The organism is Roseibium aestuarii (assembly GCF_008477545.1).
Classification (GTDB): domain Bacteria; phylum Pseudomonadota; class Alphaproteobacteria; order Rhizobiales; family Stappiaceae; genus Roseibium; species Roseibium aestuarii.
This window is the reverse complement of record NZ_VORA01000002.1, coordinates 824,301-837,500: the sequence shown is the minus strand read 5'-3', so window position 1 is coordinate 837,500 and position 13,200 is coordinate 824,301. Positions and strand designations below refer to the sequence as shown.

Annotated in this window: 12 protein-coding genes; all 12 read right to left on the bottom strand. The window is 64.1% G+C overall.

The features are described 5' to 3' along the window. Position 1: 1 nt before the first annotated feature. Positions 2–775: an L-iditol 2-dehydrogenase gene (locus FR728_RS12345; RefSeq protein WP_149892950.1), complete on the bottom strand. Its 774-nt coding sequence runs from the start codon at positions 773–775 to the stop codon at positions 2–4. After that, positions 772–1,773, bottom strand: a complete 1,002-nt coding sequence (locus FR728_RS12340; protein WP_149892949.1) for an ABC transporter ATP-binding protein — start codon at positions 1,771–1,773, stop codon at positions 772–774. Before FR728_RS12340 ends, FR728_RS12345 begins: the two co-directional genes overlap by 4 nt. Positions 1,774–1,784: 11 nt before the next feature. After that, positions 1,785–2,615 (bottom strand): carbohydrate ABC transporter permease, encoded by an 831-nt coding sequence (locus FR728_RS12335; RefSeq protein ID WP_149892948.1) that lies wholly within the window; start codon positions 2,613–2,615, stop codon positions 1,785–1,787. A gap of 15 nt (positions 2,616–2,630) precedes the next feature. Beyond that, positions 2,631–3,497: a carbohydrate ABC transporter permease gene (locus tag FR728_RS12330; protein WP_149892947.1), complete on the bottom strand. Its 867-nt coding sequence runs from the start codon at positions 3,495–3,497 to the stop codon at positions 2,631–2,633. A gap of 119 nt (positions 3,498–3,616) precedes the next feature. Beyond that, the gene (locus FR728_RS12325) at positions 3,617–4,921 is read right to left on the bottom strand and encodes an ABC transporter substrate-binding protein (RefSeq protein ID WP_149892946.1); all 1,305 of its coding nucleotides are present in this window, start codon (positions 4,919–4,921) and stop codon (positions 3,617–3,619) included. Between the two features lie 371 nt (positions 4,922–5,292). Continuing rightward, positions 5,293–6,249 carry a sugar-binding transcriptional regulator gene (locus FR728_RS12320; protein ID WP_149892945.1) on the bottom strand — a complete coding sequence of 319 codons (957 nt, stop codon included), beginning with the start codon at positions 6,247–6,249 and terminating at the stop codon, positions 5,293–5,295. 9 nt (positions 6,250–6,258) lie between these two features. Further along, positions 6,259–7,017 carry an HAD family hydrolase gene (locus FR728_RS12315; protein WP_149892944.1) on the bottom strand — a complete coding sequence of 253 codons (759 nt, stop codon included), beginning with the start codon at positions 7,015–7,017 and terminating at the stop codon, positions 6,259–6,261. A 132-nt stretch (positions 7,018–7,149) separates the two neighbouring features. After that, a complete protein-coding gene (locus FR728_RS12310) occupies positions 7,150–8,286 on the bottom strand; it encodes a glycoside hydrolase family 88/105 protein (RefSeq protein ID WP_244304574.1) in 1,137 nt (378 codons plus the stop codon). After that, complete coding sequence (pglA, locus tag FR728_RS12305; protein WP_149892942.1) at positions 8,280–9,791, bottom strand: polygalacturonase PglA; 1,512 nt, start codon at positions 9,789–9,791, stop codon at positions 8,280–8,282. The genes FR728_RS12310 and pglA overlap by 7 nt, the downstream gene beginning before the upstream one ends. Positions 9,792–9,867: 76 nt before the next feature. Continuing rightward, the gene (locus FR728_RS12300) at positions 9,868–11,136 is read right to left on the bottom strand and encodes an ABC transporter substrate-binding protein (RefSeq protein WP_149892941.1); all 1,269 of its coding nucleotides are present in this window, start codon (positions 11,134–11,136) and stop codon (positions 9,868–9,870) included. 18 nt (positions 11,137–11,154) lie between these two features. Further along, entirely contained in the window at positions 11,155–12,282 is a 1,128-nt protein-coding gene (locus FR728_RS12295; RefSeq protein WP_149892940.1) for an ABC transporter ATP-binding protein, read from the bottom strand. Beyond that, the gene (locus tag FR728_RS12290; protein WP_377176027.1) at positions 12,282–13,136 is read right to left on the bottom strand and encodes a carbohydrate ABC transporter permease; all 855 of its coding nucleotides are present in this window, start codon (positions 13,134–13,136) and stop codon (positions 12,282–12,284) included. Before FR728_RS12290 ends, FR728_RS12295 begins: the two co-directional genes overlap by 1 nt. Positions 13,137–13,200: the final 64 nt, after the last annotated feature.

Here is a 13,200-nt window from a genome sequence, read left to right as displayed (position 1 = left end):
CTCAGCTCATCCAGTTTCCGCCGTCGACGTTGTAGGTCTGGGCGAGGATGTAATCGGCCTCCGAGGAAGCCAGGAAGACGGCCATGCCGGTCAGGTCTCGGGCGGTGCCCATGCGGCCATAGGGGACCGCTTCCCCGACGAGGCGTTTCTTTTCGCCCAGGGGGCGGTTTTCGTATTTCGCAAAGAGGGCGTCGACGCCGTCCCAGTGCTCGCCATCGACGACGCCGGGTGCGATGGCGTTGACGTTGATGCCGTGCCTGATCAGATCCAGCCCGGCCGACTGGGTGAGGCTGATGACGGCGGCCTTGGTGGCACAGTAGACGCCGACGAGGGCCTCGCCGCGGCGGCCGGCCTGGCTCGCCATGTTGATGATCTTGCCGCCCTTCCCGCGGGCGATCATGGAGCGGGCGGCGGCCTGCATCATGAAGAGCGTGCCCGAGACGTTGATCTGGAACAGCCGGTCGTAGCTCTCCCGGGTGATCTCGACGATGGGCGCGAGATCGAAGAGGGCCGCATTGTTGATCAGGATGTCGAGGCCGCCGGTGCGGGTCTCGACAGCGCGGATGGCGGCATCGATCGAGGCCTGATCTGTCACGTCGAGGGAGACCGCATAGGCGCGCGCGCCGAGGTCCTCGGCGGCGGCCTTCGCGCCGTCGAGGTTGATGTCGGCGATGGCGACGGTCGCGCCTTCGTCCAGATAGGCTTGGGCGAAAGCCTTGCCGATGCCGCGGGCGGCACCGGTGATCAGGGCGGATTTCCCCTTGAGGCGGTTCATGATTGCCGCAGTCCCTGCGCGTCGAAGCGATGCAGCTTGGCGGGATCCGGCGACAGGAAGACCGTGTCGCCGTGGCGGACGCCGACTTCGCCGGAGACGCGCACCGTCAGCGGGTCGAGGCCGTTCACGTGAACATAGAGGAAGGTGTCGGAGCCCAGATGCTCGGCGACGCCGACGCGGCCCTGCCACAGACCCTCGGTGGTGGAGAGGGTGATGTGTTCCGGACGGATGCCGATGGTGTGGGCGCCGAATTGCGCCGCATCCGCACCGTCGATGAAGTTCATCTTGGGCGAGCCGATGAAGCCGGCGACGAACTTGTTGCGCGGGGCGTTGTAGAGCTCCAGCGGCGAGCCGACCTGCTCGATGCGGCCGGCCTGCAGCACCACGATCTTGTCGGCCATGGTCATGGCTTCCACCTGATCGTGGGTCACATAGATCATCGTGGTCTTCAGGGTCTGGTGCAGCTCGGAGATCTCGAGGCGCATGTTGACCCGCAGCGCGGCATCGAGGTTGGAGAGCGGCTCGTCGAAGAGGAACGCCGCCGGCTCGCGGACAATGGCCCGGCCGATGGCGACGCGCTGGCGCTGACCGCCCGAGAGCTGGCCAGGGCGGCGGTCCAGATAGTCGGTCAGGTTGAGCACCTTGGCGGCGTTGGCGACGCGGCGATCCTGTTCGGCCTTGTCCATCTTCGCCATCTTGAGCGGGAAGGCGATGTTCTTGCGCACCGACATGTGCGGATAGAGCGCATAGGACTGGAACACCATGGCAAGGCCACGGCGGGCGGGCTGGACGTGGGTGGCGTCCGTGCCGTCAATGGCGATTTCGCCCGAGCTGACGTCTTCCAGCCCTGCGATCAGGCGCAGGAGCGTGGACTTGCCGCAGCCCGAGGGGCCGACGAAGACGACGAACTCGCCGTCATTGATCTGCAGGTCCAGCGGAGGGATCACCTCGACGTCGCCGAAGGACTTGGTGACCTGGTTCAGGGTAATCTGTCCCATCTTGAAGATCCTTATTTCACGGCGCCGAAGGTGAGACCGCGCACGAGCTGCTTCTGGCTGAACCAGCCGAGGATCAGGATCGGTGCGATGGCGAGTGTCGAGGCGGCCGACAGTTTGGCGTAGAAGAGCCCTTCGGGGCTGGAGTAGCTGGCGATGAACGCGGTGAGCGGTGCGGCCTTGGCCGCCGTCAGGTTCAGGGTCCAGAAGGCTTCGTTCCAGGCCAGGATGATGTTGAGCAGGATGGTGGAGGCGATGCCGGGCACGGCCATGGGCGTCAGCACGTAGAGGATTTCCTCGCGCAGGGTCGCCCCGTCCATGCGGGCGGCCTCAAGGATCTCGCCGGGGATTTCCTTGAAGTAGGTGTAGAGCATCCACACGATGATCGGCAGGTTGCAGAGCATCAGCACGACGACCAGACCGATGCGGCTGTCGAGCAGACCCAGCTGGATGAAGATCAGGTAGATCGGATAGAGCACCCCGACGGCAGGCAGCATCTTGGTGGAGAGCATCCACAGCAGGATGTCCTTGGTCTTCTTGCCGGGCACGAAGGCCATGGCCCAGGCGGCCGGAATGGCGACCATGGTGCCGAGCAGGGTGGAGCCGCCCGCAATGATCACCGAGTTCCAGAGGAAGCGCAGATAGTCGGAGCGTTCCTGGACGACCGCATAGTTCTCCAGCGTCCAGTCGAAGCCGAGGAAGAGCGGGGGATCGGCGATGGCCTGGGCTTCGGTCTTGAAGCTGGTCAGCACGGTCCACAGGATGGGGAAGAAGATGAGGAACCCGACGCTCCAGGCGGCGAGGGTGGTGATCGCCTTGCGGCGGGTCGAGACACGGCGTGCCATGGTCTTCTGTCCTCCTCAGGCGTCGAGGTTCTTGCCGACGATCCGCATCAGGAAGATCGCGACGATATTGGCGAGAATGACGGCGAAGATGCCGCCAGCGGAGCCCAGGCCGACGTTCTGGCTTTCCAGCACGCGCTGGTAGATCAGGTAGGTCAGGGTCTTGGTGCCGAAGGAGCCCTGGGTCGTCACGAAGATTTCCGCGAAGATCGAGAGCAGGAAGATGGTCTGGATCAGGATGACCACGGTGATCGCCCGGGCCAGATGGGGCAGCACGATGTAGCCGAATCGGGCAAGCACCGGCGCGCCGTCCATTTCGGCGGCCTCCAGCTGTTCGCTGTCGAGGGACTGGATCGCGGTCAGCAGGATCAGGGTGGCAAAGGGCAGCCACTGCCAGGCGACGATCACGATGATCGACAGCAGCGGCGACTGGGACAGCCAGTCATAGGGCTGGGCGCCGAATGCCTTGAAGAGATGAGCGAAAAGCCCGTTCACCGGATCCATGAACATGTTCTTCCACACCAGTGCGGAAACGGTCGGCATGACGAAGAACGGTGCGATGACCAGGATGCGGACGATGCCCTGTCCCCAGAAGGGCTGGTCGAGCAGAAGGGCGAGAAGAACGCCCAGCACGACCGTGATGGCGAGAACGCCGCCGACCAGGATCAGGGTGGAGAGGACACTGGGCCAGAAGGCGGAGGCGGTGAAGAAGCGGATGTAGTTCTCGAAACCCACCCATCCGAGGTCGCCGCCCTTCAGGGGCAGGTATTTCTTGAAGGAAAAGGTGAGGGTCATGATCAGGGGCACGAGCATCCAGCCGAGCAGCAGGACGACGGCAGGAGCCATCATCAGGCGAGCGGCGGCGCGCGAGTGCTGAGTAGCCATGGCGGAATGTCCTTTGATCCCTGCGGGGAGCCCTGCGGTCGATGGATTCGGCGGGGCGGGTGCCGGCGGGAAGAGAAAACGGGGGACGGGCGGACCCGTCCCCCGCAGTCGGGAGGCTCTTAGTAGCCAGCGGCTTCCATTTCGTCGGCGGTCAGGCTCTGGGCCTTTGCGAGCGCGTCGGCAGCAGACTGCTGTCCGGCCAGGGCGGCGGAGAATTCCTGACCGACCTGGGTGGCAATGCCGGCGAACTCGGGGATCGCGACGAACTGAACGCCGGTGTAGGGCACCGGATCAACGGTCGGCGACTTGGGGTCGGCGGCGTTGATGCTGTCGATGGTCATCTTGGCGAAGGGCACCTTGGCGTATTCGGCGTTCTCATAAAGAGAGGTGCGGGTTCCCGGGGGAACGTTCGCCCAGCCTTCCTTGGACGCGACCAGCGCGGTGTAGTCCTTGGACGTTGCCCAGGCGACGAACTTCTTCGCCGCGTCGACGCTGTCGGAGCCGGCCGGAATGGCGAGGGACCAGGCCCAGAGCCAGTTGCCGCGCTTGCCCAGGCCCTTGTCCGGAGCCAGGGCGAAGCCGACCTTGTCGGCGACCTGGCTGTCGGTCGGGTTGGTCACGAAGGACGCCGCCACGGTGGCGTCGATCCACATGCCGCACTTGCCGGTCTGGAAGAGGGAGAGGTTCTCGTTGAAGCCGTTGGACGAGGCGCCCGGAGGGCCGTAGCTGTTCATCAGGTCGAGGTAGAAGGTCAGCGTGTCGGACCAGGCCTGGCTGTCGAACTGCGGCTTCCACTCCTCGTCGAACCAGCGTGCGCCGAAGGAGTTGCCCATGGCCGTCAGGAAGGCCATGTTCTCGCCCCAGCCGGCCTTGCCGCGCAGGCAGATGCCGTAGACTTCATTGTCCTTGTCGGTCATGGCCGCGGCGGCTTCCTTGATGAAGTCCCAGGTCGGGGCTTCCGGCATGGTCAGGCCAGCCTTCTCCATCAGGTCCTTGCGGTACATCACCATGGAGCTCTCGCCGTAGAACGGTGCGGCGTAGAGGTTGCCGTCCACGGTCAGGCCGGAGCGGATGGCCGGCAGAAGATCGTCCACGTCATAGTCGGCCGGCAGGTCGTTCAGCGACACCAGCCAGTCCTGGGCACCCCAGATCGGAACTTCGTAGGTGCCGATGGTCATCACGTCGAACTGGCCACCCTTGGCCGCGATGTCCTGGGTGACACGCTGGCGCAGGACGTTTTCCTCGAGGGTCACCCACTCGAGTTCGATGTCCGGGTTCTTGGCGGTGAAGTCATCCGTCAGCTTCTGCATGCGGATCATGTCGCCGTTGTTCACGGTCGCGATCGTCAGCTTCTCGGCAAGGGCCGGGCCGGCAACGAGCGTGAGTGCAGTCGCGCCCATCAGGGCACGTGCGAGAAAGGTCATGGTTTCCTCCCGATCGCTCGAATGCGTTGTTTCGAGCAATTTTTGCTGAATGAGCATTTGCTACATGAGCGGGCAAATATTCACAAAATAGGAGAGGCGCGTCAAGAAGGCGCAGGTGCCCCAAGGGCGACTTTCGATTCTGCAGCGCAAAAAAGTCTTTGAAAGCAGTGTGTTGTGCAGGGTCGGTTTGAGGGCGCGGTGCATCGATCCCGCCGTTCGGGCAGGTTGAAGCGGTTTGGAAGCAAGGCGGGAGGGCGGGTTTGCTGCGCTGCGAAACAGTTAATTTGCGAGCGTCGGGCGCTCGACGCCGAGGGGTCGGCGGCGCTTGCGAACCGAACGATCACGCGGTGGCGAGCGTAGCAGAGTGCCGATCAGGCGGTGAGCAGCAGTTCTGCCGTTGCCTCGTTGGTTACGAGGCCGTTGATCAGGCGGCCTTTCAGGGCGCCCAGGATCGCGGGGATCTTCTGCTTGCCCGCCGCGATGCCGGTGACCGGATGATCCGCATCCGGACGCAAGGGCGCGCTGGCAACCCGGTCGTTGGTCAGGCCCTCGATCAGCTTGCCGTTGCTGTCGTAGACCCAACTGGTGATTTCGCCCATGGCGCCGGCCTTCAGCAGGTCGCGCATTTCGGCCTCGCTGATGAAGCCGTCCACATAAAGAGGGGCAGTCTCACCCATGTTGCCGATGCCGACGAAGGTGGCGCTCGCCTGTTCCGTGAGGCCGAGGATGTTGCGCACCGGCGGCTGGTCATGGAGAAGGCTGCGCTCCTCCCGCGAGCCGGCGAAGACCGGCAGGGGCATCGGGTAATGGCGGGCATTGATCCTGTCCGCGAGACGGATCACCACGTTATAGGCGGATGCCGAGCCATCGGACATCATGTTCCCCAGGAGGGAGACGATCTTGTGCTGCGGGCAGTTCAGGATCGGCACCTGGTCCACCATGGCGCGAAGGGCGCGGCCGGTGCCCAGCGTGATGACCTGAGGGGTCTCCACCTTGAGCTGGCGTTCCAGCTCGGCGGCGGCAGCCTCCGCCACGCCCACCATGGAGAAGGGCGCGTCCGGATCGCTCGGAACCACTTCGCACATCTGCAGTCCATAACGAGACTTCAGCTCGGCGGAGAGCTCCATGCAGCGGGCGATCGGGTGGTCGAGGCGGACCTTGATCAGCTTTTCGCTGACAGCCAGCGAAACCAGGCGCTGGGCTGACTGGCGGGACACACCGAGCTTGCGGGCAATCTCGTCCTGGGTGTTGCCGGCAACGTAATAGAGCCACCCGGCGCGGGCGGCGTCGTCCAGTCGGCTCGTTTCGGTGTCCAGTTTTGGCGCCATGCGCGGGTGTCAGCCTTGATCCAGCGAAGAAGGGGTCTCGATGTCCAGTCCACGGCCCATAGCAAAAAACCGGGCCCATGTGTCAAAAAATGGCACCGGGGGTGTCAGGCCCTGGGTCCGGGCGTCTTCCGGTCCCAGGTGGCTCGCGCCGACGAAATGCAGCACCTGCATCTGGGCGGCGCGGGCAGCGGTCAGTCCGGGCAGGCTGTCCTCGATCACCAGACAGGCCTCCGGGGACACGCCGCAGCGAGCGGCCGCATGAAGGAAGAGATCGGGCGCGGGCTTGCCGTTCGCGACCTCCGAGGCCGTGAAGACACGGTCGCCGAAGTAGGATGCGAGGCCCGTCACCTTGAGGGAATGGGCGGCGCGGCGCGGGGTGCTGCTGGTGGCGACACAGGAGCGTGGCGCCAGCCGGGTCAGGACCTCGACGATCCCCTCCACCGGCTTCAGCTCCCGGTCGAAGGTGGCCAGAAGCTTGCCGCGATAGTCTTCCTCGAAGTCCGGCTCAAGGCGAAGGCCGAAATCGCGCCGCACCGCTTCCACCACCTTGGGAAAGCTGCGGCCAAGGAAATGGGCCTTGAAATAGGCATAGTCGACCGATGCACCGCGGGCAGCAAGTTCGCCGAGCAGAACGCGGGCGCTGATGATCTCGCTGTCGATGAGGACGCCGTCGCAATCGAAGATCACCAGATCGACGGGGCGGCGCGGCTCGAGCACATCCAGCGGATGGGGCGGGACAAGCGCGGGATCTTCTGAAGCAGGCGACATGAACTGCGAGCACTCCGGCAAACCGGTGACTGGACCGGACAGTCCTTGGCGGGATTTGCCCGGTCTTGTCAATCGTGCAGCGCGAAGGGAACGGCGCCGACCGCGTGCAGCAGCCTTCCCGGCTCAAGTCTCTCAGGCGGTCTCCCCCTGCATGGGGGCGATGTCGCGTTCGACGATCTGCGGGATGGATTTGCCGCACGCGACAGCCATCATGAGCGGGCCGACGCCCTTGATGTCATCGGCGACGACGCGCTCGCTGACGTAATATTCGGCCGAACCGTCACGGTAGCGGTCCTGATAGCGTCCCAGCCCTGCCACCTCGCAGATCCGGGCCATCTGCAGGGTGCCGTCCGCCCCTCGGGCGAGGCTGCCGAGACACAGGTCTCGAAGCAAGCGGTTGGCTTCGGCCTCGCCAAAGCCTGGGCAGAGGTCGAGCTTGTTTGCCTGCAGCAAGGCATAGACAAGCATTGCGGAGGCCGAGGTTTCCTCGAAGTTTCCGGAGAGCTGCGGCTGGTCTATCACCTGAAGCCAAAGGCCTGAGGGCTGTCGCAAGTCCATGAGCTTGCGCATCAGGCGGATCGTCGCGTCTTGCAGGGGGGCAAAGCGTTCGGGGCCGACAAGTGCGGCAACATCGACGAGGCACATGGCGAGCCAGCCAAGGGCACGGGCCCAATGCGCCCGCGAGTGGCCGCCTCCGGCGAGGGCCCAGGGCTGCATTCCAGCTTCGTCGGTCGCGTGGGCGTAGAGGCCGGTTGCGGGGACGAAAGACTGGGAGAGCGCCGTCGACAGCTGGGAGAGACTGTCTTCAATCAGGCCGGGAGAGTTGGTGGTCATGCCGTAGCCCACCTGGAACGGGGCAGCCATGTAGAGGCCATCGAGCCAGATCTGCCACGGGTAGCGCAGCTTGTGCCAGTAAACGCCGGATCGGGTGCGCGGATGGGTTCGCAACTGGCTGGCCAGCAGGGCGGCAGCTTCGAGATAGAGCGGATCGCCCGTGACCTTTGCCAAGTAAAGAAGGGCCCGTCCGGACAAGATGTTGTCGATGTTGTATTCGCTCGGATCATAGCCTGCGAGAGACACGGTGCCGTCGGAACCCCTCCGGATTTGGGGCGTGATCAGGCGCAGCAGATGGTCGAGCCAGCGCTCCTCTCCGGTGGCCAGGTGAAGGAGCTCGAGACCGCGATAGAGGCATCCGTCCTCGTAGCACCAGTGCCCGCGCTTGTAGGGTTGATAACGTGTGGCATAGACGTCGAAGAATGCGGTCAGCACGCGGGTGCCTCCTGGTCGCATTGAGTGAGGCCACGATCATCGATCTCGGCGAAGTCGCAGTAGAGAAGGCGGTGGCGAAGCTCGGGGACCTGGTCTGCCATCAGCGGGATCTCCGCCATGGCCTGCGGGTCAAACCCGATCGTCATTGCTCTCACGACGATGCCGGTGACTGGTGCTTCCGGAAGTCCGAGAGCCGCGATGCCGGCAAGGCGCACATTGGTCGCTGTGATCCGTTCGAGTGTCACGTTTCGGATCCGGGGAGTGGTGTGGTCGACTGGCGCGGGCGTTCGTGACTGAATGGCTTTGGACCGGCCGTCTGCGTCACAGAAATAGAACGCGTTGATGGCGAGGGCCGTATCCACGTGGTCCATGATCACATCCTCGACGCGGATCCGTTCCACCGTTCCCCCGCGGCCGCGCCGCGTCTTCAGGCGCACGCCGCGGTCGGTATGGGAGAACTCGCAGGCGCTCACGGTCACATCCCGGATGTCGCCGCTCATTTCTGATCCGAGCACAACGGCGCCGTGACCGCGCTCCATCAGGCAGTGAGCAATCGTGAGCCTCTCGGTCGGCGCCAGATGGTCGAGTTGGCCCGGGCCGCGCTTTCCGGACTTGATGGCAATGCAGTCATCGCCGACGGAAAAGTGGATCCCGCTCATGTCTACGTCCCGGCAGCTTTCCGGGTTGAACCCGTCCGTATTGGGGCTGTCGGCCGGGTTGAGGATGGTCAGGGCGCTCGCCTTGAGGCCCCGGCAATGGAACGGATGGATTGTCCAGGACGGGGAGTTCGTCACGGTGAGGCCCGACAGGGAGACCTGCTCGCAATGGGCGAGGAACAGCGTTCGGGCGCGTCTGGCGCCGTTGCGGGTCTCCTTGGGCCAGGACCACCAGTCCCCATGTGCGCCTCCGCCATCCACGGTGCCTGCTCCCGTGATTGAAAGATCGTGGCAATCGATGCCGGTCAGGAGCGCGGCGTGGCTGGCCTCGGGGAGACCTTCCCAGGTGCCCAGCACACGACCGGTGGGGTCATGGGATGGCAGGATGGGCCAGGCTTCCCGGTCCGGAACGGCCCGCAAGGTCGTGCCCGCCGGAATCCAGAGGGTGAGCGAGGGCCGCAGAAAGAGCGGGCGGGTCAGGAAGGTGCCCTCCGGCAGAACCAAGGTGCCGCCCGGAGGCACGGCCTCGATGGCGCGGGAGAGCGCCTCGCAATTGTCCTGCGCCAGGGGCGACACACCGAAGGCTGTGGCATGGACCAGCCCGGCGCAGCGGGCCGTGCGGAAGCGGAGGTCCTCGCCGTCGGCGGAAAGCCGGTATTCGGTGTCCGGATCCAGGTGCTCGAGAAACAGCGGCGCCTTCGCGGTCTGTCCGGAGCGCACGGGGGTCAGGGTGTCCATCCGGAAGAGCTTCCAGGAAAGGGGAGCGCCCAGATGATAGCGCGTGCCCTCCGGCAGCAGGAGGATGGCGGCCGTGCGGCTCGTCACGGTTTTCAGGATGAGACGGGTCATGACCTTAATGGCCTCGGCGGGAAAGATGCGGGAAAGAGCGGTGGCCGTTTCTGGGGGCGGCCACCGCAGTTCGAGATCAGGAGCGGTATTCCTCGATGGCCTCGTTGATGCCTTCGATGATGTCCTGGGCCGCGGTTTCCGCGTCCATTTGGCCATAGGCATAGGCTTCGAGGGTGTCGAGGAAGATGCTCCGGACCTCCGGATGTTCGTTGAGGGGCGAAACGTTCGGGCCGGTTCCGGCCATGACGATCGCGTTGGCTTCGGCCAGGGCGGGCTCGATTGCGCCTGCGGCCTTGAGCTGATCGGCTGCCGCCTTGGACGCCGGCAGGCCGCGGGTGCTGCCAAGGATCTCGATGCCTTCCTTCTCGTTGAGCAGGCAATTCAGGATCTGGGCGGCCGCTTCCTTGTTCTGCGAGTTCTTCGAGACGGAGAACATCATGGAGGGCTTGCGGTAGACGCCTTCAGCCACCGCATCGGCATTCTGCAGCAGCTTGACCGGCACGAGGACCTCGCCTTCCTTCAGCGGATCGGAGAACTTGAAGAAGGTTGAATCCCATTCGTAGGAGCCGGCGATGTGACCGTCCGCCCATTCGGGCTTCTCATAGAGACGGACATTGCCGGCTGCGTTGGCCGTCTCCCTGTCCATGACGACACCAGCCTTCATCATCTCGCCATAGAAGGCGATGCCTCTGGCGAGCTCTTCCTGGCTCCAGGCGACGGTGAGGCTGTTTGGATCGATGAGGTCCTTGCCCGAGATCTGGGTGGTGTAGAGGGACACCAGGAGAGCTGCGGTTTCATCAACCGCGTTCAGAGGATAGTAGTCGGTCCCAAGTTTCTCGCGGATCTGGGCCGCAGCGCCAAAAAGCTCGTCCCAGGTGGTGGGCAATGCGGCGCCAGCCTTGTCGAAGGTGGTCTTGTTGAAGAAGAACACCCGGCCGGTGGTGGATAGCGGAAGGCCGTTGAGCTTGCCGTTGATCGAGGTTGTTGCCAGCTCCGCATCGGTCCAGTTGCTCAGGTCGATGGTGCCGGACAGCGTGTTCAGATCGGCGAAGCCTTCGCCGTTGGCCGAGAAGAGGGGCAGCCAGGGCCAGTTGATCTGCATGATGTCGGCTTCGGTGCCGCCGGCGATCTGCGTCGTCACCTTTTCCAGGTGTCCGGCCCAGCCGGTGAACTCCGGCTTGATCACGTGGCCATGCTTGTCGCCACAGACCTTCAGGGCTTCCTGGGTTGCTGTGTGCCGGCTGTCGCCCCCCCACCAGCTCATGCGCAGTTCTGCGGCGCCGGCCGCAGTTGCGAGTGAGGTCGATGCAAGAACGGCACCCAAAAGGCTCTTCCACTTCGTCATGTTGTCCTCCCTAGACAGTCAATTTCCGGTGTCGGCCAGCGAGACATTCTCCTCCGTCTGCCAGTCGAAAAGGTGGATGCGCGGACCTTGCGGCTTGAGGCTGAGCGTGTCGCCGCGCCGGGGCATCGCGCTCAGTCGCTCGGTCAGGGCCACTGCCACAAGCGGCAGGGATCCGACTTTCAGATGGATGTGGATCTCGTGGCCCAGATATTCGGCCGTGGTGACGGTGCCCCGCAGGCTGCCGGGTGTTCCGTCGGGAACCACGTCGAGATGCTGCGGGCGAATGCCGATGCGTATCTTGCCCTGCGGGGTCGCGAGGCGCTCCGCCAGACCGTCCTTGATCGCAATGGTCTGATCGCCGAAGGTCAGGTGCGGCTGTGTGTCCATTGTGAGGGTGCCCTCCACCAGGTTCATCTCGGGCATTCCGATGAAGCCTGCGACAAAGGCGTTGGCGGGGCGCTCGTAGAGGGTCAGCGGATCGGCGACCTGCATGATGCGGCCGTCCTTCATGACGCAGATCCTGTCGCCCATGGTCATGGCCTCGGTCTGGTCGTGGGTGACATAGACCACTGTCGCCGGCCGTCCTTCGGCTTTCAGCCGCTTGTGCAGGTCGGTGATCCGCACCCGCATGGAAGCGCGCAGCTTGGCATCAAGGTTCGACAGGGGTTCGTCGAAGAGGAAGACGTCGGGCTGCTTGATCAGCGCGCGTCCGACCGCGACCCGCTGGGCCTGGCCGCCGGACAGTTGCTTGGGCAAACGGTCCAGAAGTTCGCCGATCTCGAGGGTTCCCGACACATCCGTGGTGGCGCTGTCGATCTCGTCCTTCGGGCGCCGCCGCAGTCGCAGGCCGAAGGCCAGATTGGAGCGGACCTTCATGTGCGGGTAGAGCGCGTAGTTCTGGAAGACCATCGAGATGCCGCGCTTGCCGGGCACCACGTCATTGACCACCTTGCCGCCGATGCGGATCTCGCCGCCGGTGATGGTTTCAAGGCCCGCAATCATCCGCAGGGTGGTGGACTTGGCGCAGCCGGAAGGGCCGACGAGCACCATGAATTCACCTTCGGCCACATCGAGGTTGATGCCATGCACGGCCTTGAAGCCGCCGCCATAGGTCTTTTCGACAGATCGTAACTGAAGCTCGGCCATCAGCCTTTCACTCCTCCGGTGGAGATGCCTTCGATGAAGTATTTCTGGGCCAGGAAAAAGACGGTCAGCGAGGGGGCGAGGGCCAGCACCGACATGGCGAGGATCTGGTTCCAGTCGAAGGCTTCCGTGGTGTCGATGGAGAGCTTTAGCGCGAGGCTGACCGGGTAGTTCTCGACCGACGAGATGTAGATCAGAGGGCCCAGGAAGTCGTTCATCGTCCACATGAACTGGAAGAGGCAAACCGAGATGATGGCCGGCATCAGCATGGGGACGACGATGTAGATCAGGGTCTGGAGCGTGTTGGCCCCGTCGACCCGTGCCGCCTCCTCCATGTCGCGCGGGATGGCGCGCAGGAACTGGATCAGCATGAAGACGAAGAACGCATCGCCCGCCAGCGCCGACGGCACCCAGAGGGGCAGGAAGCTGTCCAGCCAGCCAATGTCCCGAAAAAGAAGATATTGCGGTATGCGGGTCACCACATTGGGCAGCAGCAGCGTCGCGATCACTGTCATGAACAGGATCTTCTTGCCGGGAAACTCGAAGCGGGCAAAGCCATAGGCAACGAGCGTGCAGGAGACGGCGGTGCCGATGACCTTCGGGATGATGATCACCAGGGTGTTCCAGATGAAATGCCCGAAGGTGTAGGGCGTGGAGGTCTTCCAGCCATTGATGTAGCCGTCCAGGGTCGGTTCCTTGGGCCAGAACGAGGGGCTGGCAAAGATTTCCGCATTGGTCTTGAAGGACGCGCCGATCAGCCAGATGAGCGGGTAGAGCATCAGCAGTCCGAAGGCGGCCAGAACCGCATATCGGAAGAGGCTTGAGATGCGGGCTCTGCGCCGCAGCTTCAGCTCCATCGTGGTCGCAGGCTCGGTGCTGGTCATGAGCGGCTTGGTGAGGTGTTCGCTTGCGGAGGTCATG